Source organism: [Clostridium] symbiosum ATCC 14940 (genome assembly GCF_000466485.1).
Taxonomy (GTDB): domain Bacteria; phylum Bacillota; class Clostridia; order Lachnospirales; family Lachnospiraceae; genus Otoolea; species Otoolea symbiosa.
On the sequence record NZ_KE993017.1, the window covers coordinates 1 to 22,783 of the forward strand.

22 protein-coding genes are annotated in these 22,783 nt (G+C 43.2%); 11 read left to right on the forward strand and 11 right to left on the reverse strand.

Going from position 1 to position 22,783, the window contains the following annotated elements:
• Nucleotides 1-179 precede the first annotated feature (179 nt).
• From CLOSYM_RS19235 to CLOSYM_RS19275, 9 genes are all read left to right on the forward strand, one after another.
• Entirely contained in the window at nucleotides 180-2,399 is a 2,220-nt protein-coding gene (locus CLOSYM_RS19235) for a KAP family P-loop NTPase fold protein (protein ID WP_021643445.1), read from the forward strand.
• 451 nt (nucleotides 2,400-2,850) lie between these two features.
• Nucleotides 2,851-3,114: a CD3324 family protein gene (locus CLOSYM_RS19240; protein WP_021643446.1), complete on the forward strand. Its 264-nt coding sequence runs from the start codon at nucleotides 2,851-2,853 to the stop codon at nucleotides 3,112-3,114.
• A 129-nt stretch (nucleotides 3,115-3,243) separates the two neighbouring features.
• Complete coding sequence (locus CLOSYM_RS19245) at nucleotides 3,244-3,873, forward strand: CatB-related O-acetyltransferase (RefSeq protein ID WP_021643447.1); 630 nt, start codon at nucleotides 3,244-3,246, stop codon at nucleotides 3,871-3,873.
• Between the two features lie 11 nt (nucleotides 3,874-3,884).
• Nucleotides 3,885-4,616, forward strand: coding sequence for an alpha/beta hydrolase (locus CLOSYM_RS19250; RefSeq protein WP_021643448.1), 732 nt, complete (start codon nucleotides 3,885-3,887; stop codon nucleotides 4,614-4,616).
• A 40-nt stretch (nucleotides 4,617-4,656) separates the two neighbouring features.
• Nucleotides 4,657-4,845 (forward strand): cysteine-rich KTR domain-containing protein, encoded by a 189-nt coding sequence (locus tag CLOSYM_RS19255; RefSeq protein WP_044902928.1) that lies wholly within the window; start codon nucleotides 4,657-4,659, stop codon nucleotides 4,843-4,845.
• 447 nt (nucleotides 4,846-5,292) lie between these two features.
• Entirely contained in the window at nucleotides 5,293-5,715 is a 423-nt protein-coding gene (locus CLOSYM_RS19260) for a sigma factor-like helix-turn-helix DNA-binding protein (protein WP_021643450.1), read from the forward strand.
• A gap of 99 nt (nucleotides 5,716-5,814) precedes the next feature.
• Nucleotides 5,815-6,282: an RNA polymerase sigma factor gene (locus tag CLOSYM_RS23250; protein WP_021643451.1), complete on the forward strand. Its 468-nt coding sequence runs from the start codon at nucleotides 5,815-5,817 to the stop codon at nucleotides 6,280-6,282.
• Nucleotides 6,283-6,302: 20 nt separating this feature from the next.
• A complete protein-coding gene (locus CLOSYM_RS19270) occupies nucleotides 6,303-6,551 on the forward strand; it encodes a hypothetical protein (RefSeq protein ID WP_021643452.1) in 249 nt (82 codons plus the stop codon).
• A 100-nt stretch (nucleotides 6,552-6,651) separates the two neighbouring features.
• Complete coding sequence (locus CLOSYM_RS19275; protein ID WP_021643453.1) at nucleotides 6,652-8,325, forward strand: recombinase family protein; 1,674 nt, start codon at nucleotides 6,652-6,654, stop codon at nucleotides 8,323-8,325.
• A 118-nt stretch (nucleotides 8,326-8,443) separates the two neighbouring features.
• Here the strand turns inward: CLOSYM_RS19275 and CLOSYM_RS19280 are convergent, their stop codons facing one another.
• Nucleotides 8,444-8,842 carry a GrdX family protein gene (locus tag CLOSYM_RS19280; protein WP_009297928.1) on the reverse strand — a complete coding sequence of 133 codons (399 nt, stop codon included), beginning with the start codon at nucleotides 8,840-8,842 and terminating at the stop codon, nucleotides 8,444-8,446.
• A gap of 443 nt (nucleotides 8,843-9,285) precedes the next feature.
• Here CLOSYM_RS19280 and selD point away from each other — a divergent pair, with 443 nt between their 5' ends.
• The gene (gene selD / locus CLOSYM_RS19290) at nucleotides 9,286-10,323 is read left to right on the forward strand and encodes a selenide, water dikinase SelD (RefSeq protein ID WP_081459677.1); all 1,038 of its coding nucleotides are present in this window, start codon (nucleotides 9,286-9,288) and stop codon (nucleotides 10,321-10,323) included.
• Between the two features lie 183 nt (nucleotides 10,324-10,506).
• Nucleotides 10,507-11,475: a helix-turn-helix transcriptional regulator gene (locus CLOSYM_RS19295; RefSeq protein ID WP_044902934.1), complete on the forward strand. Its 969-nt coding sequence runs from the start codon at nucleotides 10,507-10,509 to the stop codon at nucleotides 11,473-11,475.
• Between the two features lie 142 nt (nucleotides 11,476-11,617).
• On the opposite strand, the gene CLOSYM_RS19300 is transcribed toward CLOSYM_RS19295, so the two are convergent.
• The 10 genes from CLOSYM_RS19300 to CLOSYM_RS19345 all read right to left on the reverse strand — a co-directional run bounded on the left by CLOSYM_RS19300 (nucleotide 11,618) and on the right by CLOSYM_RS19345 (nucleotide 22,615).
• On the reverse strand, nucleotides 11,618-13,003 hold the full coding sequence (locus tag CLOSYM_RS19300; protein ID WP_003497905.1) for a PspC-like choline-binding domain-containing protein: 1,386 nt from the start codon (nucleotides 13,001-13,003) through the stop codon (nucleotides 11,618-11,620).
• A gap of 134 nt (nucleotides 13,004-13,137) precedes the next feature.
• Nucleotides 13,138-14,325 carry a Zn-dependent hydrolase gene (locus CLOSYM_RS19305; protein ID WP_049943749.1) on the reverse strand — a complete coding sequence of 396 codons (1,188 nt, stop codon included), beginning with the start codon at nucleotides 14,323-14,325 and terminating at the stop codon, nucleotides 13,138-13,140.
• A gap of 106 nt (nucleotides 14,326-14,431) precedes the next feature.
• Nucleotides 14,432-15,847 carry an allantoinase AllB gene (allB, locus tag CLOSYM_RS19310; protein WP_021643458.1) on the reverse strand — a complete coding sequence of 472 codons (1,416 nt, stop codon included), beginning with the start codon at nucleotides 15,845-15,847 and terminating at the stop codon, nucleotides 14,432-14,434.
• A complete protein-coding gene (locus CLOSYM_RS19315; RefSeq protein ID WP_021643459.1) occupies nucleotides 15,847-16,488 on the reverse strand; it encodes an aspartate/glutamate racemase family protein in 642 nt (213 codons plus the stop codon). The genes allB and CLOSYM_RS19315 overlap by 1 nt, the downstream gene beginning before the upstream one ends.
• 33 nt (nucleotides 16,489-16,521) lie before the next feature.
• Entirely contained in the window at nucleotides 16,522-17,559 is a 1,038-nt protein-coding gene (locus CLOSYM_RS19320) for a TRAP transporter substrate-binding protein (protein WP_044902938.1), read from the reverse strand.
• A gap of 114 nt (nucleotides 17,560-17,673) precedes the next feature.
• Complete coding sequence (locus tag CLOSYM_RS19325; protein ID WP_021643461.1) at nucleotides 17,674-18,972, reverse strand: TRAP transporter large permease; 1,299 nt, start codon at nucleotides 18,970-18,972, stop codon at nucleotides 17,674-17,676.
• The gene (locus CLOSYM_RS19330) at nucleotides 18,969-19,481 is read right to left on the reverse strand and encodes a TRAP transporter small permease (protein WP_021643462.1); all 513 of its coding nucleotides are present in this window, start codon (nucleotides 19,479-19,481) and stop codon (nucleotides 18,969-18,971) included. Before CLOSYM_RS19330 ends, CLOSYM_RS19325 begins: the two co-directional genes overlap by 4 nt.
• Nucleotides 19,482-19,510: 29 nt before the next feature.
• Nucleotides 19,511-20,263 (reverse strand): aspartate dehydrogenase domain-containing protein, encoded by a 753-nt coding sequence (locus CLOSYM_RS19335; RefSeq protein ID WP_021643463.1) that lies wholly within the window; start codon nucleotides 20,261-20,263, stop codon nucleotides 19,511-19,513.
• Between the two features lie 14 nt (nucleotides 20,264-20,277).
• Complete coding sequence (locus tag CLOSYM_RS19340) at nucleotides 20,278-21,492, reverse strand: pyridoxal phosphate-dependent aminotransferase (RefSeq protein ID WP_021643464.1); 1,215 nt, start codon at nucleotides 21,490-21,492, stop codon at nucleotides 20,278-20,280.
• A 163-nt stretch (nucleotides 21,493-21,655) separates the two neighbouring features.
• Nucleotides 21,656-22,615: a LysR family transcriptional regulator gene (locus tag CLOSYM_RS19345; RefSeq protein ID WP_009297916.1), complete on the reverse strand. Its 960-nt coding sequence runs from the start codon at nucleotides 22,613-22,615 to the stop codon at nucleotides 21,656-21,658.
• Nucleotides 22,616-22,783 lie beyond the last annotated feature (168 nt).

The window sequence follows — 22,783 nt, forward strand, 5'->3', positions numbered from 1 at the left end:
CATAAGCGGGCGGTGGAATTTAAATAAAAAATTTCCGAAAATGCTTGATGTGTGCCTTATGAGTAGAAGAATTTATTATTAGATGTTATAATAGAGATTAGCAAAAGACTTTAATCTAATACTATATATTGATATATTATAAATGAACAGAGAAATTATACTAAAAGGAGCACATTTTTATGTTTAATACTGATAAACCAATAAATAAAGCATGTGAAGACAAGCTTGGAAGAAGTGTTTTTGCAAAGCAACTTGCAAACGCAATAGTTAATTTTCAAACTAAAGACAATTATGCGGTGTCATTACAGGGAAAATGGGGATGTGGAAAGACATCTGTACTTAATATGGCAATTGAAGAGATTAAGCAATTGTCGGAAAGCAAAGATGACAATAACAAAATAATTATTATACAGTTTAATCCGTGGAATTTTACAGATACAAACCAGTTGATAAATCAATTTTTTATAACACTCACAAATTCTTTGAAGATTGATAGTAAAAATAAAAAAGTTAAAGATGTTGGAAGTGCAATAGAAAAATATTCCTCTGCTTTAGAGTATTCTGAATATATCCCTGTTGTAGGAAAGTATTTAAAAATTATACCTAAATTAACATCAGCATTCGGAAAATCCATGAAAGACAATGCAGAATCAAAGCTTAATGATGTCGCTTACAGAAAACGTGAAGTTGAAAAAGCGCTTGTAGAGTTGGATTGTAAAATTTTAGTTGTAATTGATGATATTGACCGACTTTCTAACGAACAAATCCGGCTTGTTTTTCAATTAGTTAATGCTGTTGCAGGTTTTCCCAATATAATTTACCTTCTTTCATTTGATAAAGATATTGTTTCTCGTGCACTTGAAGATGTTCAAGGTTGTAATGGACAAGAATATCTTGAAAAGATAATTCAGGTTCCATTCGATGTTCCACCAGTAGATATTTCCAAACTATACAATGTTTTATTTGAGAAACTTGATTCTATAATTTATTTACCATATGGTGTGGAGTTTGACAAAAATCGTTGGTCAAAAGTTTTCGATGCGTGTATCAGTCCTTTTATTAAAACTTTACGAGATGTAAATAGATTTTATAATGCACTATCCTTTATGTACGCATCTGTAAAAGAAGAAGTAGATTTTATTGATATGGCGGGGATTAGCTCATTACAAGTGTTTGCTCCTCAAATATTTGGATGGATAAAAGAAAATAAGTTTTCGCTTATAGGGGGATACAAAGGTGGAGGGGTAGTATTAAATGAATTAAATAAGCGAAAAGAAGAAACGCTAAAAGAGTTTGAGAAGATATATCCTGACAATCCTGTTATCATGCTAAATTCCATTGCAAGCCTGTTTCCGTCATTTTCTAATGGCGTTTTTTATCCTAGTGATTTTGCGACACAAGATGAAATATATCAAGCAATGAGAATCTCATCTAGCGACAAATTCGATTTGTACTTTTCGTTGTCACTTGATACTATAAAAATTAGCAGAAAAGAGATTGATAATTCCCTATTTAAAATGGATGAACAAGAATTGAGAGAATATATTAAAATACTTAATGAACGAGAGCTTTTCAGCGATTATTTCAAAGAAATTCGTCATAATATATCGAGGATTCCAGAAGATAGAATCGAACTCTTTTTGAGCATTTTAGTATTTCAAAGTGGCAGAATTTCTGAAGAGAAATCCCATCTTATTGGTGCGAATTTAAATGATCTTAGTATCTATACTATATCCGATTTGCTTTTCAAAATTATTGATGAAAACTCAAGATTCATAATAATTTCAAAAATGTTTTCTAATAGCGATTTTTTATCTTTTCAATATTTGTTGCATCTTTTACATATAATTGAATTAACATATGGAAGAATTGTAGAAACATCAAACATGCAGAACGAAAAACTCATTTCGTTAGAACATTTATATGAACTTGAAAAAATCTTTCTAAAAAGAACAAAAAGCTTTTTATTAAAAACTAACTTGCTAGATTGGAAAGAGGCACGAAGAGTATCTTTTCTCTGGGAGTTTATAGAAAATGAATCATATAGCAATTATATGAAAGAAGCATTATCAGAAGTTAATTCAATACCAAAGTATATATCTATAAATGCAAATGAATGGTCTGGTAGTGATGGTACACGTGGTTATACATTTGACAATGAATCATATACAAAATTTATTGATGATACAACTATAATTAATATAATTAATACAGAAAGATTCAAGGAATCTTTCTGGACATTGGATAAGCGAGTAATTGAAACCTCGGTCGCTTTCATTCTGAAGTCAACGAATTTAAAAGCAACAAATATTATGGGAGACCGTGAATCAAATATTTTGGTTATAAATGAAATAATTGATAAGTGGAAACGGGAATTTGATTTACAATCAGCACAGTAAAACTATTTATGATAAATGAGCAAAATCGTTTTTCGTGATTAAGGATACACAGAATCAACCATTAGATTATTAAGTCAATTTGAGGATGATTGTTTTTGCGGTTTCCAGGTTTTAGTCTAAGGAAATGAAGAAAGACTAGATGAATATCATGTCTTACCAAGCACTGAATTTGGCTAACCAAATTCGCTTGTTAGGGACTTTCGTCCCTAAAACCCTTTATTAGCTAGCTTGAAGTATTCAAAATTTAATGATATACTTATAAGCATTAAAGAACGATTCATTTATATTGGTGGTGAAAAATCATGTGTATAAATAAGAAAAAGAAAAACAAAGTATGGCTCCATGCAAAGCCAGTATAATGTGCGACATTTGCATGGAGTAATTATAAGTCGCTAATATAATATTGCTGGCTTTGCTACTTGACTTTATTAATCAAGGAGGAAGCTTGCATATGAAATACATCAATGCAAATACAATTCTCCCTGATATGTTGGTCGAGGAACTGCAAAAATATGTGCAAGCGGGTTATATCTATATACCCGCCAAAGACGAACAGCATAAGTCTTGGGGTGAATTGTCTGGTTACCGAAAGGAACTTTATGAACGCAACAAAATCATCATAAAGAAATATCAGAACGGTGTTTCGATTGAGGAACTTGCGGAGCAATACTATCTTTCGGTATATGCCATAAGGAAAATAATATATCAGAAATGATTACGGGGAGCTGCTGAAAAAGCAGCTCTCTTTTTCTAGTGATTGTTTCTGTATTGTTTGGTGTATTGAGAATAGCTTTGTTAATGTGTACAATTATGATATAGCATTTTCAACAGGAGGACTACAAAAATGGCGAACTCTGAAATTTTATATCCACGGACAGGTGATACGCAGACTATTTATCTGAAAAATGCAATTACCGACACAAGCATTACCGTGGGAGATTATACCATGTATAACGACTTTGTAAATAACCCTACAGATTTTGAAAAGAACAATGTTCTTTATCACTATCCGATTAACCACGACAAACTCATTATAGGAAAGTTTTGTTCGATTGCCTGCGGTGCAAAGTTTCTTTTTAATAGCGCAAATCATACAATGGCTTCTCTGTCCACATATCCGTTTCCCCTATTTTTCGATGAGTGGGAACTTGAGAAAAAGAATGTTACAGAGGCGTGGGATAACAAAGGGGATATTATTGTTGGCAATGATGTCTGGATTGGATATGAAGCAGTCATTTTGGCAGGTGTTACGATTGGCGATGGTGCAATTATAGGGACTCGTGCTGTTGTCACGAAAGATGTCCCGCCTTATACAATTGTAGGAGGAGTACCAGCAAAACCTATCAGAAAACGGTTTGATGATGAAACAATCGCAAAGTTGCTTAAATTGAAATGGTGGGATTGGTCAGAAGAAAAAATAGCTCAGAACATCCAATCGATTAAGTCTGGTCATATAGAGCAATTAAGATATTGAGGTGTGTGAAAATGGCTATTACAAAGAAAATAACTACAATAGATGGAATTCCTGCAATTATTTTTGGAGTACCGTCAAGAAAGATATATTTATATATTCACGGTCAAGGTGGAAATAAAGAGGAAGCACAGAGTATCGCCAAAGTTATTTGTAGATATGGTTATCAGGTTTTAAGTATAGATTTGCCAGAGCATGGAGAAAGAAAAGGCGAGATTGATTCGTTTGACCCGTGGCATATTGTGCCAGAGTTGACTGGTGTTATGGGGTTTGTAAAGGTGCATTGGGAACGAGTGTCTTTATTTGCAAACAGCATAGGGGCTTGGTTTAGTATACTTAGTTTCGGCAATGAATGTTTGAATAATTGCCTGTTTGTTTCGCCCGTTCTGGATATGAAGCAACTCATATTAAAAATGATGGGCTGGGCGAATGTTACAGAGGAACAGTTAAAGAAAGAGCTTATTATACCTACCACATTCGATCAAACACTTTCTTGGAGGTATTGGGAATATGCGCTATCCCATCCGATTACAAAGTGGGAAGTTCCTACTAAAATACTATATGGCGGAAGTGATAATTTAATTGACCGTGATATAGTGGAACATTTTGCACATAAATTTCATTGTGGCTTAGATGTGATGGAAAGTGGCGAGCATTGGTTTCATACGGAAGAACAATTAAAAGCTATGCGTAAATGGCTAATTACAAATCTAAAAAGCAAAGAATTATCAAAAGATGAAAGGTAAATATTGTTAATAGATTATTTCAAAAGTGAGGAAAGGCAGAATGAGTGAAATAAAATGGGTGCGCTGTCCTGTCTGTGGCAGCAAAACCCGTGATAGACTTAGAGAGGATACTATTTTGATAAACTATCCTCTTTACTGTCCGAAATGTAAACAGGAAACTTTGATTGAAGCAAAGGACTTGCGGATAACAATCATTAAAGAGCCAGACGCACAGACGCAGAGCCGATGAACTTGTGAGCAATCACAGTTTGTCGGCTCTTTCTTTTCATATAACATAGGTTGGACAAGCTCACCGAATAAAAAAACGATGTTTCGGTGGGCTGATTTGCCACGCTCTGAATACTCTCCGACTTCGCTTTTTGAAGTTTGGAGGGATTTTTATTGATTGCAAGTAGTAGCTCCTATTTACATATACCACACCGAGAAGGTGCAGATAACCTGTTAAAAAAATCCTCGTCAGCACATGGGGGCTTTGCACCCCAAAAGTAGAAGCCACATCTCTACATAATAGAACTATAATCACATTGAGCCGCAAGGGTATGACCGTCCTTGCGGTTTTTCTTTTGTCGTTTTTTGTAGGAATTCGCCGTAAGGCGATTTTGGGCGTTGGCTGCCGTTCGCCACCCTCCAATCTGAATTTTAACGATTTTGAAAATTCAGATTGGAGGAAATTAAAATGGCATATAACCACGGACGGGAAGAACGCAAATGGCGTATATGGAAAGAAGCCGAGGAAACAATTTTACGAAAGTGTGGTGTCGATGAGGATACCATTGAAGAAATCCGTATCTATGACAGGGCGGTTTTTAATTCAAACAGGCGGTTTTACCGCTGGACAAGCGATTTTGGAGAATACCTTGAGGGAATGGCGGAGGTCGAGCCATTAGTAGATGTAAAAACCGTTGCGGATTTACTGAACGAGATTGAGAATGAAAATCTGTATCGGGCATTGCTCACAGTGGACAAGCGTACCCTGCAAATTGTTCTGTTGAAAATGCAGGGGTATTCCACAAAGGAAATCTCGTCAATCGTAAATCTATCTATAAAGTCCATTTACAAGCGGATAGAAAGGCTGCGTAATAAGCTAAAGCAATTTTAAAGGCTAAAGGGAAATTTCTATCTTCCTGCGGGCTATTGGGTGAGAGGCTTAAAAACCTCTTGCCCATTTTTTTAGCAGGAGGAAAGACAAGTGACTTTTATGGACAGGGTTTACACGCTCCGAGGGGAAAGCTACGCCGATGGAGTGATGAAATATTTTATCAGCTTTAAGGACAGCACAGGAGCGTTTCAGAATTTGAATGTGTCGGATGAATTGTACTTTGCGTTTCGGCAGTTGGAACGGAAAAACCGCAACCTCCAACAGTCCGACCAACGCCACAAGGAATTCAACGAGGTCTACGAAGAAACACTGAACAGGCGGGCAAGATACATTCCCAAAAGCGTTGAAGAAATCATTATTGAAACAGAACGCTCGGAATTGCTGTATAAGGCGATTAACAGCCTGCCCGAAATTCAAAGGCGGCGTTTCCTGCTCTATTATGAGTATGACTATAACTATTACGAAATCGCCGCTATGGAGAACTGCACAGCACAGGCGGTACGACGGTCTGTCATTATCGCCAGAGAAAAGATAAAGGCACAAATGAAAAGCTATCTCTGTGCCTGATACTGAGAAAGGATTGAATTATGAGCGAACAGAACGAAATCATTGAAGATGTAACTATCCGAGAAGCCATCGACAGTATCTATGATATGCTTGCCGAATTGCCAAAGGAAAAACGACTTGCCTTTTTTGAACAAATCTCCAAGCCGAAAGAATTAGATTTTGCAAAGGAAATTGACGGAATTTACTATGTTGTTTGCTCCCATTTCGATAACGAAAAAAGCGAAGATATGGTAAACAAGGTACACAGGATAGTATTAAAAAATGAATAGCGGGAAAGATTATCGCTTTAAAGCGTTGAAGTAAGACGGCGAATATGATATACTATGACTACTACAAACATCATATCCGACTGTCGGAAAGGAGTTAATTTTGAACAGACAGTCAGATAAAATAACCGCTCTTTATTGCAGACTATCAAGAGATGATGAACTACAAGGTGAGAGCAACAGTATTACCAATCAAAAATCAATCGTAGAAAAATACGCAAAAGAAAACGGATTTAAGAACACCAAGTTTTTCGTGGACGATGGCTATTCGGGAGTTAGTTTCACAAGACCCGCATTTATGGAGCTGATGGAGCTTGCCGAAGCAGGAAAGGTTGAAACTATCATTGTCAAAGACCATTCAAGGCTCGGACGAAACCGTCTTGTTGTCGGTCAGTTATTGGAAGAAGATTTTGTCCGTCTGGGCATCCGCTATATCGCCATTATGGATAATATCAACACCAAAGACGGCTTAAGTGATTTTCTTCCTGTGCAGGACTGGTTTAATGAAATGCACGCTAAGAATACCTCAAAGAAGGTGCGTGCGGTATTCCAGAACAAGGGAATGTCGGGCAAGCCGTTGACAACAGTAATTCCATATGGCTACAAGAAAAATGAAGCTAATCCCAATGAATGGCTTGTTGATGAAGAAGCCGCCGAGGTTGTGCGAAAAATATTCCGCTTATGCGTTGAGGGGTATGGACCAACACAGATAGCAAACATTCTATTTTCAGAGGGTATTCCAACGCCGACGGAGCATTGGCAATCACAGGGCAGAAAGACATCTGCTTTACCTGCTATTCCGCATAAGTGGGCGACAAGAACGGTTGCAGATATTCTTGAAAGGCAGGAATATATCGGAGATACAGTCAATTTCCGTTCCACTACACGCTCATTTAAGGATAAAACGAAAATAGAGCGACCAAAGGAAGAATGGAAAGTCTTTGAGAATACTCACGAAGCCATTATTGACAGGGAAACTTGGGAGCTTGTGCAGACACTTCGGGCGAACAAACGCAGACCAAACCGCACAGGCGAGGTCAGTATGTTTTCGGGATTGCTTTACTGTGGGGATTGCGGTGAAAAGTTGTATTACAGCGTAACGAATAATTACAGCCGTGAACAGGCATATTTCTTCTGCTCCAACTACCGTAAGAACACAGCAAACTGCACCGCCCATTATATCCGAGAAAAGGTAGTCTATGCCTTAGTGGTTGAAAGTTTGCGGCGTGTTCTATTCTATGTACAAGCATTTGAAAAACAATTTGTGCAGGAACAGCTTGAGAAATCGAGTGAGGAGCAGAAAAGAGAGCTTGCAAAAAAGAAGCGTGAATTATCCAAATCTGAAAAGCGTATTGCAGAATTAGATGTATTATTTCAGCGGATTTATGAGGACAATGTATCTGGCAAGCTGACTGATGAGCGTTTTGCGATAATGTCGGCAAGCTATGAAGCAGAGCAGAAATCGCTCAAGGAAACAGTTGCTATGCTGCGTAATGAAATCGAAGCACAGGACGATAAAACATCAAATGTACTTGCGTTTGTGGAAAAAGTCAAGCGATACACGGAAATTAAGGAACTTACGCCTTCCATTGTCAATGAGTTTATCGACTACATTATGATTTCAAAAAAGCAGGTCATAGATGGCAAAACCGTATATCCCATTGACATTTACTACAATGGTGTTGGTATCATAACAGCCCCGTCTGCTGAAGAATATGAAGAGATGTTTCAAGAACGCTTAAAACAGAAGCGTACAAAGGAACAAAAAACGGCATAGCCACGAATGACTATACCGTAATTTGTCGGAGCCGCCCTCGTCCCTTCACTTCCTTATATGAAGGGGACGAATGGATCCATTTTTCAGGCCGGTCTTTCCCTTTTCTTCTGTTTTTCTTCTAAATGCGGCTGACTGCACTTTCAATCAGCGACTGATCGATATAGCGGAAATCCTTCTTCAATTTTTCATCCCACTCGGGCAGCGGTTTTTCCATAAGAAACTTGCGGCAGGTCATAATGCTGTTCTCCATCACTGTAATAAATTCCTGAAATTCCTCCGGATCCACCTTTCCGTCGGATATCATCACCGTCTTGTATGGATTTTGGTTCGGTTTGATGCTGCCTGCCATCGGATGTGTCTCCAGGCGGCTCCCTCCGTGAATCGCGTCCCTCGCCTTTATCAAAACATCCAGACAGCCCGCATCCTCCAGATATTCCACGTTCAGTTCCTTCCCGTATGCGCCGTAGCGCTCTTTTACCAATTCATTGTTTGTAATAAGCGTATACAATTTATTCAATGTCCTCCCCTCTTTCCCTATCAGCGTATCCGCCGGCAACTATCCTCTATCGTATCAGAATTCATTCTATTCTTCCACCGGAATTTTATATTTCTGCGGATCATCCGTAACAGTTCCGCCATGATGTATTCCGCGAGGTGTTTTCGCTTCTTTTTGCGAAAATCCCGAGTTATGCGGCGCGAAACGGCTTTTTTGCCGTTTCTGTGCATCATTTGTTGCTGTTTGGCCGAAGGCTGAACTGTAACGATCATCCTCCCCGCTTTCCTCCCTCCGCCTTGCCATCCCACATCCCCTGTGATATACTATGAGCACTTAGCGAGGTGTTTTCGAGCTTAGTGCGAGTCACATCGATACACTTAACGAGGTTCTTCACGAGTTTAGTGTATCGATGTACTATGAGCACTTAATGAGGTGTTTTCTAACAGAACAAAGGAGGTATACGCATGGCAGATATATTATTGACATCTATGACAGCGCACCGCGGCTGAGCGGCCAAAATAGGCCCTGATGCCCTGGCACAAGTTTTGTGCCATTTACCCAAATTTAATGATCCGAATCTGCTGGTAGGCTTTCAAACCAGCGACGACGCGGCCGTCTACCGGATAAGCGATGAACTGGCCTTAATCCAGACTGTCGATATATTCCCGCCGATAGTAGATGATCCTTATTCTTACGGCAAAACGGCCGCCGCCAATGCACTCAGCGACGTGTACGCCATGGGCGGAAGACCCAAGCTCGCCATGAACGTATTCTGTTTCCCGGAGACGCTTCCCAAGTCTGCGGTACAGGCTATATTGCAGGGCGGTTATGAAAAAGTACAGGAAGCGGATGCCATCATCTGCGGCGGACACACGATCCAGGATCCTGTTCCGAAATACGGTCTGAGCGTAACCGGCTTCGTTCATCCGGATCGCATACTGCGCAATAACACCATTCAGCAGGGAGATGTTCTGATTCTCACCAAAGCGCTGGGAACCGGAATCCTCACAACTGCATGGAAAGGCAGCCTTTTAACCGTCCCACAGCAGAGGGAGCTTCTCTCTTCCATGGAAATGCTGAACCGGTATGCTGCACAAACCATGGAGCATTTCTCCGATATCCACGCCTGCACGGATGTAACGGGTTTCGGCCTGTTAGGACATGCATATGAGATGGCGGCCGGCAGTAATCTGAGTATTGCAATTGATTCCATGGCCCTCCCCGCCCTGGACGGAGCTGTCGATGCAGCCGCCATGGGACTGGTACCGGCAGGAGCTTACAAAAACAGGGAGTATTTAGATAAGCTGGTCAATATAGGCCCTTCTGTTCCTGATTCATTATCGGATTTAATGTTCGATCCCCAGACCTCGGGAGGTCTGTTGATCTCTGTTCCCGAAAAAACCGGTATCGAACTTGTAAAACGGCTGAACGAAAAGTGTCCGGCCGCAAGAATAATCGGACAGGTGGAGACATTGGATAAGTATCCGCTGACTGTCTTATAAATCAAATTCAAGCCGTAAGGCAGGCCGCCGTGAAGTTGCAGAAGCAATATAACGGCGGCCTGTTTTACATTTTGCTTAATCGGACAATACTAAAAAGACAAAATAACCGCAAGTAAAATCAAGCGGCACACTCTCCGGATCCTTATAATGATTACAGGGTGGTTGAAAGAGGAGAAGAAACACATGTACGAATGGCAGAAACAAATACAGGTAATTGTTGATGAAATTGACAACTGCATTAAACACTATAATGATGAAGCGCTGACCCTGCGTTTCCTTTCCCAAAGGCTGGGCTATTCCGAATATTACACAACAAGGAAATTCAAAGAAATATCGGGCATGCAGTTCCGCGACTATCTGCGTCACAGGAAATTGGCCTTTGCGTTAAAAGAAGTCCGGGACAGCAGGAAAAGTCTGCTGGATATCGCCTTTGATTACGGTTTTTCATCACATGAAGCATTTACGCGGGCATTCAAGGGAACCTATGGCATCACTCCGAGCAAGTACCGCAAAAAACCGACGCCGGTCGTTCTTCGTACAAAAATAAACTCCTTCGACCGCTACTTTTTAGGATTTGGAGAGATTGGCATGATAAAATCCACGGACGATGTTAAAATTTATTTTGTAACCATTCCCGCACACAAATTTCTGCACATTAAAAACTATGAAAGCAACGGATATTGGGATTTCTGGCAAAAGCAGAGTCTCATTCCGGGGCAGGACTGTGAAACCATTTGCGGCTTACTCGACAGTATTAAAGGCAAGCTGGACGACGACGGCGGAAGTGAATCCAACAGCAGCAGCGGCCAGCTTATGGCCTATATCAACGATCCGGAAGGCAGGCTCTGCGATTGGGGCTTTCCTCGCACCGAGTGTTATGGCGTACGCCTTCCCATGGATTATCAAGGTGAAATTCCGCCTCAAATGCTCATGGCCGATATCCCGGAAGCTGAGTATATGGTTTTTGAACACGGGCCCTTTGATTATGAGCAGGAAAACCGCAGCGTAGAAGATCTCGTTGAAAAAGCCATGGCTGATTTCGATTTCACCGGCACCGGATACTGTTACGACACCACTCCGGGCAGAATCATTTATTTCTATCATGATCCGGAGCGGTTTTGGAAATATATCCGGCCGGTCAGAAAGGTATAACGATAACCTGCACGCTCCGCGCACAGGTTACCGCCATCAATCGGCAAAAAGAGGATTTCATGCAATAACCTGCAAGAAATCCTCTTTTATCATTCATCTGTTTTCCATCTGTCTTCCGTTTTACATCTTGCGGCAGTTCCCGTTAATCTTCCCAGTAATCAGGCTCAATCGGCTCGCGTGCCAGTGACTTCCCATCATCACTCTGCTCGTCCACCTGAATAATCTGTCCGGAGGAATTCGTCTTATACTTGGTTCCGCTGGAATCTTTAACGGTAGTGGATTTTACAATTTTACCCGAGGTACTGACGAGATAAACCTTATTGTCGATCTTGATGGCCTCATACTTGGTTCCGCTTTCCGCCTTCTGAAGCTTGCCCATATAGAACAGGTAATTATCTTTGACACCGGTATAACCGCGCCCTGCTTTGGTTCCTGATTCGGTGAAATAGAAATCGCTCTTGGTACCGTCTCCCTCTTCCACCGTGCCCTTCCCTTTCACAACAGAGCTTGTTGCCTTGTTGCCAAAGTAATAGCAGGCATATTCATCGGTATTTCCGATTCTAAGTCGTCTCAGTCCGTAAACCGGATTCCCCTTCTCGTTAAACAGATATGTAATCCCGTTGATTCTTACTAAATCGCTGGTCGATGCCTCTTCTGCCGGCGGCCCTACCTTAGGAATACCGCTGCTGGAGAAATAGTACCACTCCACTTCATTCCCCAAATCCATATCCAGATCATTGTCTTCCGGCGGAGTTGACGAGTACCACCCTGTCTGCACTTTGCCGTTCTCCTGGAAAAAGCGGTAATTTTCAAAGCTTCCATCGGCCTTATCCCCCATATTCACCCAGCCGGTCTGCATTGCTCCCGTCTCGCTGAAACAGTAATAAACGCCGTCTATCTTATATAGTTTATAATCTCCGCTGCTGATATTCGGCACATACTTCTTGCCGGAGCTTTGGAAATAATACCAGTGCTTGTCCTCATCATCCTCAAAAGGCACTGTCTTATCATCAAAGGAATCTTTATCTTCCGGATCCTGTAAATACTGCCAGCCCGTACGCATTGCCCCGTCGGAACCTGTATAATACGTATCGTCGTCCACCCAGCCCGTCTGCATTACACCGTCACTGTCAAAATAATAGTACTTATTATCAATCTTTGACCAGCCGTCCGTTATTATCTTGCCGCTGTTACTGAAGTAATACCAGACCATCGTATTCTCTTCATCCCAGCCCGGATTCTTCTTCTGCAGCTTCAGCCACTTATTTGTGACCATAATGCCGTTATTATCCACGTAATATTCATCATCAGCCCAGGAATTTACTGCCATAACCCCCTGAGAGTTCAGGTAACGCCAGAGACCGTCGGCTCCCTTCTTCCATTCATTCGTTACCTTATAATTATTAGAATCATAATAGACCCAGTCTGTCCCTGACTGCTGCCATCCTGCCGCATATGCGGTCAGCGTCGCCGTCCCCAGCGCCAGCATCATGGAGAGGGTAAAAACAGTGATTCCTCTCTTCCTCATATAAATTCCTCCCGTTGTATACAATACTCTACCATACATTCTATCAGGGGAAGGAAAAATGTTCAAGAAGAATTATCTTTCAATTTGATTACGATTTAAATAATGCAAATAAAACGTGATGTACAACCGGTGTTTTACACTTCCTCATCCAACAGTTCAATTGTTTTGTATAGAACATCCACACCATTTTCCAGTTCTTTTTCTTCCGTCCACTCTTCTTTACAATGACTTAACCCATCCTTGCTGGGAACGAAAATCATCCCGACAGGCAGGCAATGGGCCATTGGATTCGCATCATGTCCGGCTCCGCTCGGCATGATAATGTGTTTCATCTCCAGTTCGGCAGCCGCCCGGCCAATCACCTTCATTAAATGCTCATCGCATTTAACGGACCCTTTATCTATCTGCTTTGTGATCTCAAACTCTACCGTATCAATTTTTGCGGCAATGTTACGAATCTCATCTATCAGCCTATCCGTCATGTCCTTGTCCATATGACGCATTTCAAATATGCATTCAACCCGGCCCGGAATAACATTTTCAGAGCCTGGCCAGCACCGGATCGTACCTACAGTCAGTACAAGGGCATTATCATTCTCCCGACATTTTGCATCGGCCTGAACGATCAGCTTTGCCATAGCCGTCAGGGCATCACGCCGCTTTTGCATCATGGTTGTTCCTGCATGGTTGCTGTGTCCGACGGCTATCACTTTATATCGCACTATCCCCACAATTCCGCTCACAACACCAATTTCCATTTCATCGTTAAACAGACGATCTCCCTGCTCAATATGAAGCTCCAAATAACATTTAGCATCCGAAAAATTGCGTTTGCAGTTTAGAATATCCTGCACCGTATGACCATATGTTTTCAGAGCCTCACTAAGCCCTGGCTGCCCCGGTTCTACCAATCCTGCAACAGCTCGGCTGCCAAATGTACCTCCAAGAGGATTGGACTCTTCACCGTTAAAGCCATACAGCTCCAACGAATGATTTAATGTTTTTCCTTCCTCTTTCATGCGGCGTATCACCTCGAGTCCTCCGGCAACGCCATATGCTCCGTCAAACAGTCCGCCGGAAGGAACCGTATCCAAATGTGAGCCCATAATAATACTGCCCCGTTTTTTATCTTTCCCCGGCAATACGCCCAGGATGTTGCCTGCCGCATCACGGCTCACTTCCATTCCCAACTCCTCCATCTGGCGCTCCACAATATCCAGGCCGTCAAAATAGGCCGGACTGTAACAGCCGCGGGAATAAGAGCCGTCGCTGTTTCTGCCTGCCCTGCCGATTTCCGACAAGATATCTCCTATATGATTCATGAATGTCATCCTTTCCACATTGTTTCATTTCAAAAGTAACTGTTCCCTCCACAGGCATTTCTTTTATCCCATGGCTGAACAGTTACTTTGAGATTGATACCGGTATTTATGCCTTTAAAACAGGTTTGATAAATTTTCCCCAGCCTGCCGCACTTTCATCCACATCACCATTTTCCATCACCACCCGGCCGCGTACAACCGTATAGTCAATGGAGCAGCCGAGTTTCCATCCCTCATAAACTTTTGAGATATCTTTAGCCTGAGAATAGCTGTCCCGGGCGTGGCAAATTACCTCCCGCTTCATGTCCACCACGACCAAATCTCCATCTGCACCGGCAGAAATCGTTCCTTTTTGCGGAAAGATATTGAAGCATTTGGCAGGATTGACACAGCAAAGCTCAACTACCTTCTCCAGACTGAGACGCCCTTTTTTGGCCTCTGTCAGCATCAGCGGAAGGCGCAGATCAATGCCTGGAAAACCGGCCGGAGCTACAAAAATATCATCGTTGCCTTTTTCCTTCTCCGAAACGAGAAACGGACTGTGATCGCTGCCGATAAAATCCACCGTACCGTCCAGCACATATTTCCACAGCCCTTCCACCTCCTCTTTCTTCCTGAGGGCAGGGTTGCATTTTGCATACGGGCCATATTTTTCGACATAGCTTTCATCCAGAAGCAGATAGTGCGGACAGGTTTCCACATAAACCTTCTGCCCTTCCTCCTTTGCCTGTTTCGCCAGTTCCATAGCTCCGCATGTTGAAACATGAACCAGTTCTATCGGGCATCCCGTCTCTTTTCCAAATCGGAGCATTTTCGCAATTGCCTCGATTTCAGTAATAGGAGGGCGTGAATCACAATGTGCCAGATAATCGGTTCGCCCCTCTTCTCTAAGCCGTTTGATATTTCCCGTGACCAGTTCATTATCTTCCGCATGGGCAGCCAACGTGAGGCCTGTCTTTTTCACTTCTTCCAGAGCACGCATAAGCTGGGCATTATTCGCGCTTGTCAGGCCTTTAAACTCAGCATCCCGTTCTTCCGGCGCTTCGTGGAGGAAGGTTTTATAAGCTACCACTCCCTCATGCGACAATGGCTCTATCTCTTCAGGAAATTCGCCGCCGGCCGCTCCGAAAAAGCAGAAGTCGACACAGCTCCCTTTTTTGCAGAGATTCACGCGGTTGTGAAGAATTTCAGGATTGTATTGAGGTGGAATGGAAATAGGGTGCTCAAAAAAAGTGGTACATCCGCCAGCCGCAGCGGCTCTCGTCCCTACCTGGAATGTCTCCCGCTCCGCATGGCCCGGATCACGGTAATGAACATGCGTGTCAATGCCGCCGGGAAGCACGTGCCTGCCATCCGCATCTATCGTTTTCAGGCTTTCCGGAAGACAGCCAGGCTCTGTAACCATAGCAATTTTACCGTTGCTGATTCCAACATCGGCTTTACGAAAACCGCCTTCTGTGAAAACCAATCCGTTTATAACTGCAAGCTCTAATTTCATTGTATCTCTTCCCCTTTCATTCATCACAAATTTTCCTTTTTACACCTGTTATACTGAACGAGGCCGGAAGCCAGTATTAATGCACAGGCCACCCCGTCCAGCACCGGGATTCCCAGTTCGCGCTCAATATAGCCATCCGCATTCGCATAATTGGCACATCCCAGCACGATCACATCAACACCAAATTCTTCCTTCGCTTCCCTGGCTGCAATCAGCAGATCTTCCCTGCTTCCGCTTTTCGTAACCTTAATTGTCCTCAGCAGATCGTCACAGCGGTACTTATGGGCCAGGGCAATTTTTTTGGATATGGAATTTGGGGAAGGGGAGATGACTGCATAGCCGTTACCCATGGCCGCCCCTATCCTTAATGAGGCTTCCGCAATCCCAACTACCGGTTTTCCCGCTATTTCCCGAACCAGTTCCAGATTCGGGTCAGAGTGACAGGCTACTATATAAGCATCGTAAATATCTGTTGTCGTACGGATCAGCTGAATCATTTCCTCCGCAGAACCGGCCTGTTCTTCGTAAGAACATACCAGTTTTGGAGCCCTTGTCACATGAACAACGTCCACTTCCACTCCGTCAAGCGACAGATTCTTTGCCTTTTCCTCAATAATAGCGTCTGTGTTTTCATCACTATTCGGATTGATGATAAGAATTTTCATTGTATCTCTCCCGTTCCGATATAAAGTATCCTGCTATTTTGTGTATGCCTCCCAAACCTCCGGTGAAACCTTTGCCTCTACACTCGCCCATTCCGGAGCAACGGCCTCTTTGAACACTGCTCTCTGTTCATCGGTAAGCTCCGTGATCGTACAGCCATATTCCTCTATTTCCTTTGTCCAGGCCGCTTCGTTATCAAGGGCGTAGCTGGTAGCTGCCTCACAGGCGGCGGCTATACCGTCATCCAACAGCTTTTTATTTTCATCAGACAAGCTGTCATAGAAGCTTTGGCTCACCAGCCACTGCTGTGTCTGCTGTAAGTGGTTCGTCTTGGTGATATCGGACTGCTGTTCATAAAACTTCTGGGAATAAATAAGCTCAATCGGATTCTCCTGGGCGTCTATTGTCTTCTGCTGTAAAGCGGTGTACAGTTCACTGAAAGAAAACGGCGTGGGAGTTGCCCCCATACACTGCCATCCCTCAATATGCAGATCATTTTGCATGACCCTGAATGTCAAGCCTTTCAGAGCGTCCGGACTTGTGAGCGGCTTATTGGCAGTCGCCACGCGGAAGCCGTGAACGCTATAACCGCCCAGATAGAAGCCTGCTGCGGAATATTTCTCCCGCATAACGTTCAGGAAATTTTCATCCTCCATATACTTTTTCTTTACATCCTCTATGTTATTAAAGTTATAAAATAAATCGTAGATAACACCGTCATTCACATAATTTACAATAATAGAATTTGCAAGGCACATCTCCAGGTTTCCGCTCTGCACCATCTGGCACAGTTCATCATCATTGCCCATTGAATTATTTGGATATATATTAACAGTAAATGCACCATTGGAATTCTTCTCCATGTAGTCCTTTAATGCCAGGCACCCTACCTGCTGAGCTGTACTTTCCGCTCCTCCGTGGCCTATATTAATGGTAATAGTTTCTCCTGAAGCGGAAGCGCTCTCCTGTCCTCCGGCCTTCTGTCCGGAATCACCAGTAGAGGCTGAGCTGCCGCAAGCAGCTAAATTAAAAGAAAGTGCCAGGGTCAAGACAGCTATAAAATATTTTTTCATCATTTTCCTCCTTGATCGCAGGGGCAGTAGCTCATTCCCCTCTTCTGAACGGTAATTATCAGGAATCCGTGGGAGTTATCCCCCTTTTTGTGTAAATATTCCAGAACTTATTGCTTATCCCAATAAATTCGGTAAAAACATCGTAATCTGCGGTATATAGGTAATCATCATCAATGCCAGTAAAAACATGGCAATAAAAGGCAATGCGTGCTTGGCAATCCGCGTGATTGGAATCTGTGTCAGTGAATTGGCTACAAACAGGTTTGTACCAATAGGCGGCGTCACAAATCCGATTGCCAGGTTAACCGTCATAAGGACACCGAAATGAATCGGATCTACGCCGTATTGCTGTACAATCGGCAGCATGATTGGTGACAAAATCAGAATACAGGGAACCGTATCCATGACCATGCCTGCAAAAAGTAAAAATATATTGATAACCAGCAGTACAACAATTTTACTCTGCACATGTCCAACCACATAAGCTGCCAGGGTCTGCGGAAGATTCAGAATCGTAAGCACACGTCCAAATACAATGCAGACGGACAGGATGAGCATAACTGGAGTCGCGGTACGGGCCGTGTCGATCAGACAGGTTGACAATGTTTTCAAGTTGATGGCCCTGTATACAAAAACACCTACCAACAGTGCGTAAACGACGGAAACGCAGGCTGCTTCAGTGGGGCTGACAATCCCGCCATATATTCCTCCCAAAATAATAACTGGAGCCAGTAGCGCGAAAAAACTTTCTTTAAAAATATTGATAAAACCTTTTTTCCGAAGTGTTTTTGTGTTCTGCGCAATTTGAAGACAGCTGTTGTCGCGGCGTGAAAAATAGTAGATAATGTAAGCAATCAGGCACAGGGCAATTAAAATTCCCGGAGCAAAGCCTGCAATAAATAAATCGCCTATTGAAGCGCCTGTTGCAAGTCCATAGGTAATGAAAGGTATGCTGGGAGGGATAATAACCCCCAGACCTCCCGACACAGCAATCATGGCGGTAACAAAATCTCTCTCATACCCCAGCCTTGTTAACAGCGGAATGCACATTGTTCCAATGGCTGCCACTGTCGCAGGACCGGAACCGCAGATCGCTCCATAAAACAGACAGGTGATAACCACGGCAATCGGGAGTCCCGCTGCTATATTCCCAAAAAAATAAGAGAAAAAATCGAACAGACGGTTCGACATACCGCTTTCAGCCATAATACTCGATGAAAGCATAAAAAGAGGTATTGCCAGCAGTACGTAGGAATCCATGCCATTTACCATGGTCTTGAAAAAATATTCCGCATCACAGGTAAATGCCGGATTCATCAGATGAACCGACAGGGTGGCCCAGCCCACGCTGAATGCAATGGGAATTCCCAACGCCAAAAACAGTGCGAAGATAATAAACATAATGCCAATCATACTTCTTTCCCTCCTTCTGTTTTCGCTCTGTTTTTCGCTGCCGGAAACCGAAAGCGGCAATAAAATTTCTGAATGATTCGGATCACGCTGATACACAGCCCCATAAACAGGGCGCCATACACAAATATCATAGGAAGATGCAGCCCTGCGGAAGTTTGATTTCTCTCTGCTATCTGCCGCATAGAGTTAAATGCGGCAGGGAGCAGATAAAGGATAAATAATGCTCCTGCCAGATCCTGTATAAGACTGAATACCGGAATCACCTTCGGACAGAGAACCTCAATAATATTTACCCGTATATGCGTATTATTCCGAATCCCATAGCTGATTCCAATAAAAACAAACCAGATGAACATATACCTTGTCGCTTCTTCCGACCATGTGAGCGGAGCCCGCATTACATAGCGAAAAAACACATGCAGTGTCATCAGAACAACAACTCCGCACAGAAAAATTGCCATCAACATCTCCTCAAAATGCTGATCCAGCCATCGCAGCGTTGTTTTCATATCCTATTCCCCCTCTCCTGCCGGACATATCATACAAAACAAAAACCGCTGCCTCCAAGAACCCGATCCAAACTGCCGCATGCAGAAAGCGGTACGTATTTTCCGGACACGCCTCCTTCCGAAAAGCTGGAAACGCGAATCTCAAAATCAATCCCATCCCCGACGAGATGAATCACATGGGTATTTGTGTCAACCGTCGGATCTGCTGTAATCTTAGAACGGGTACGGTCAAAGCCGATCCCGGCAAGAGCGACCGCAGCATGGACATTCACATTTCTCGGAAACAGTTCCGTAGCTTTCCTTGTTGTTCCCTCATAGAGAACCGTGAGTTCCGTATCATCGCGTCCCAGGCTTTTGGGATTTTTAATTGTTTCAACACTTACTTCCCGCAGAGCGTCACGGCCGTCAAAGATTCCGTCCAGACCAAGGATCGCCCCATGCGGCAAAAATACATTGGTGCCAAATTTATCACAAAGTTCCTTTGCCCTCTCTTTCAGGCTGTCGTCGCGAAAAGCAGTCATGGAAAACGGCATGATACTGCAGCACGGCAGAATATCTTCGAGATGCTCGGTAAGAACCTTTGCTTCAGCACATTCAACCACCAGATCGAGCCCCTGGAAGATATTCGCCGGTATCTCATCCACCACTTTAACGCCGCAGACTTCTGTTTCTTTTATAAACGGATCATATACAAACTCTATCTCACCGTTCTTTTTCTCCCTTACATGTTCAATCATCGCTCTGCCGATTTTCCCGCCGCCTAAAAATGCGATTTTCATCATATCTGTTTCCTCCTTTATTTCTGTTTACGGTACCGTTCCATAATCTGAAGCAGCCGTTCTATTCCGGCAACCGCCTTGTCTTTATCCTGGGAAAAATTAATACGGAACTGCCAGATACATTTCGGATCGAATTCCGTGCCGGGAGTCACTGTCACATCAGCCATCTCTCGGACAATCCTGATAAAATGATGAAGTGATATATCTAATTCAGGAATCCTGATAAATAAATAGCTTCCGCCTTCTGCCGGTCTTGCATAAACCCCCGGTACGCCCGCCAATTTTTCCATTATTGCATCATGTATTTCCTTATGCTTTGCTGTCCTGGCCGTCATCCAACCTTCCGGCTCATTAAACCAGGTGGTAAATACAGCCTGATTATATCCGCTGCACCTCAGGGACATAATAGCCTGGAGCTTTTCCATACGTTCAATCATTTCGGCATTTCCAAACGCCGCCCCCAGCCGGTATCCGCTCAGCGATTCCGTCTTCGACGGCCCCATAATGGTAACCAAATTCTCCGGTATTTCTTTCTGAGCGCAAAGGTGTGTATAGGTTATTCCCGGATAAATCTGACGCGAATAAAGCTCATCCACTATCAACGTGACATTATACTTTTTTGCCAGCGAAGCTATTTCGCAGATTTCTTCATAAGAATAAATGCACCCCACCGGATTATTAGGATTAGAGAAGATAAACAGCTTTACTCCGTCAATAAATGCCTTTTCCAGTATCTCTAAATCAATTCCTGCTCTGTCGGTCCTGTTTTCATAATGCATCGGGACGGGAACGAGTACACCATGGAAGAATTCCACCATCTTACGGTTTGCAAAATAATCCGGCTCCACAATAGCCACCTTGTCGCCCGGCAGAATATTGCTGCCTGCCGCAAGAAATAAAGCCCCCTGTGTTCCAGGTGTCAAAATCAGATTCTCGTCCGGGTTAATCTGAACCCCTGTAAAGGCTGATAGGCGGGATGCAACATGTTCCAATATGCTTTTTTTTCCACGGTAAGGCGTATAGGCCTGGGAACCACCCTGGGCAAACCCCTTTGCAAATATTTCAAGACTGCCCGGAACCGGCTCATGCGCGTCGACATCTCCATGTGAGAAATCCACCGCTGCTCCCGGAAGCTTCTCCCCACGTATTTCCAATGCTGCTGATTTCTGTAAACTCTCCTGCCCTGGAGCATTATCAATTCCAAGTTTTGAAAACTTTTCCGCTATTGTCATAATTCATTTCCTCCTGTTTATCACCCCCACTGTGTCACGGCCGTTTGAGCAGGGTTTTTCACTCTTTTGGTATCACTTTGTACCTTAATCCGATCATAGCATTGGGGCGATATATTGTCCAATAGACAGGGGGATATACTTTCATGTCAGAAATGGAATAGACTCATCCCGGCATCGGTGTATTTTTTAGATGTTCAATAAACAGCTTCTGTAATGCAGTACACTCCTCATCTCTGTAATAAACGCTCAGGTTGCGGGTTGTATCCGGATGGTTAATTTTATAGAATACCAATTCCTCCGACGGGCCTATGTAATAGGGAATACTGGCTCGGATAAAGGTAATTCCCGAACCGGCCCCGGCAAGATAGCAGGCGCTGAGGAGCTGATCCATTTCCATGACGATATTCGGTTCAAAACCTGCGTCCCGGCAGATTTTAAGCCCCCTGCGGTGCATATCGTTGCCTCTTTTCAGAAACAGGAAATTCTCTTTTGCAAACCATTCCATCTGTACCCCCGGGATTTCCGGCATCAGAAAACGGCCGCTGCATATGTCTTCATATCCAATGGCATAGGATAGGAGCTCCCGGTTAATCGCCAGGCTGCTGGGAACCGCTAAGATGATATTCTCTTTTTGGAGTACAAAGGATTTAAAGTTAGAAGGCATGGTTGGCTCTACGGAAAATCCCAGATCCACCATTCCGGCCTTGAGAAATTTGCATAAATCACTGTCATTGCTTTCTATCATCTTGATTGCAATACCAGGATATTCCATTTTAAAAGCATTGATCAGGGGAGGAAGCACATATGTGCAGAAAAAAGATGGCGCTCCGATATTCAGATCGCATTTTCTGTGGCGGCGCAGTTCATCGCAATACCCCTCTATCTCCAGATGAATCTCCTGCATCTTCCTGAAGTAGTCGACAAATACTTCCCCTTCGGGCGTCACCTTCAGAGGAACCGAACTCCGGTCAAAGATTTGTGCGCCAAGATTCCCCTCTACCCGTTTTACAATTTTGCTGAGCGCCGGCTGCGAAATATAATACTTTTCCGCTGCCCGGGAAAAGCTTCGCTCTTCACATACGCCCAGGATATACAGCATATCCCTTACTTCGACTGGTTCCATTCTTTTTCCTCCGATTGTATTATTTGACAGGGTGATTTATCACCCTTATCTTTTCTATTGTATCAGAAAGAATTGCAACAGTTCAATACTATCTTGCAATAGTTCAGACAGTAGACTGGGGAGCTTCTTTTGGTGATTTAGTTAAGCAGGTGAGGACGCCGCCGGTAC

Bases quoted from the DNA above. Each gene is read 5' to 3' on its own strand.
- CLOSYM_RS19235 (WP_021643445.1), top strand. From the start codon at position 180: ATGTTTAATACTGATAAACCAATAAATAAAGCATGTGAAGACAAGCTT.
- CLOSYM_RS19240 (WP_021643446.1), top strand. From the start codon at position 2,851: ATGAAATACATCAATGCAAATACAATTCTCCCTGATATGTTGGTCGAG.
- CLOSYM_RS19245 (WP_021643447.1), top strand. From the start codon at position 3,244: ATGGCGAACTCTGAAATTTTATATCCACGGACAGGTGATACGCAGACT.
- CLOSYM_RS19250 (WP_021643448.1), top strand. From the start codon at position 3,885: ATGGCTATTACAAAGAAAATAACTACAATAGATGGAATTCCTGCAATT.
- CLOSYM_RS19255 (WP_044902928.1), top strand. From the start codon at position 4,657: ATGAGTGAAATAAAATGGGTGCGCTGTCCTGTCTGTGGCAGCAAAACC.
- CLOSYM_RS19260 (WP_021643450.1), top strand. From the start codon at position 5,293: ATGGCATATAACCACGGACGGGAAGAACGCAAATGGCGTATATGGAAA.
- CLOSYM_RS23250 (WP_021643451.1), top strand. From the start codon at position 5,815: ATGGACAGGGTTTACACGCTCCGAGGGGAAAGCTACGCCGATGGAGTG.
- CLOSYM_RS19270 (WP_021643452.1), top strand. From the start codon at position 6,303: ATGAGCGAACAGAACGAAATCATTGAAGATGTAACTATCCGAGAAGCC.
- CLOSYM_RS19295 (WP_044902934.1), top strand. From the start codon at position 10,507: ATGTACGAATGGCAGAAACAAATACAGGTAATTGTTGATGAAATTGAC.
- CLOSYM_RS19300 (WP_003497905.1), bottom strand. From the start codon at position 13,003: ATGAGGAAGAGAGGAATCACTGTTTTTACCCTCTCCATGATGCTGGCG.
- CLOSYM_RS19305 (WP_049943749.1), bottom strand. From the start codon at position 14,325: ATGAATCATATAGGAGATATCTTGTCGGAAATCGGCAGGGCAGGCAGA.
- allB (WP_021643458.1), bottom strand. From the start codon at position 15,847: ATGAATGAAAGGGGAAGAGATACAATGAAATTAGAGCTTGCAGTTATA.
- CLOSYM_RS19315 (WP_021643459.1), bottom strand. From the start codon at position 16,488: ATGAAAATTCTTATCATCAATCCGAATAGTGATGAAAACACAGACGCT.
- CLOSYM_RS19320 (WP_044902938.1), bottom strand. From the start codon at position 17,559: ATGAAAAAATATTTTATAGCTGTCTTGACCCTGGCACTTTCTTTTAAT.
- CLOSYM_RS19325 (WP_021643461.1), bottom strand. From the start codon at position 18,972: ATGATTGGCATTATGTTTATTATCTTCGCACTGTTTTTGGCGTTGGGA.
- CLOSYM_RS19330 (WP_021643462.1), bottom strand. From the start codon at position 19,481: ATGAAAACAACGCTGCGATGGCTGGATCAGCATTTTGAGGAGATGTTG.
- CLOSYM_RS19335 (WP_021643463.1), bottom strand. From the start codon at position 20,263: ATGATGAAAATCGCATTTTTAGGCGGCGGGAAAATCGGCAGAGCGATG.
- CLOSYM_RS19340 (WP_021643464.1), bottom strand. From the start codon at position 21,492: ATGACAATAGCGGAAAAGTTTTCAAAACTTGGAATTGATAATGCTCCA.
- CLOSYM_RS19345 (WP_009297916.1), bottom strand. From the start codon at position 22,615: ATGGAACCAGTCGAAGTAAGGGATATGCTGTATATCCTGGGCGTATGT.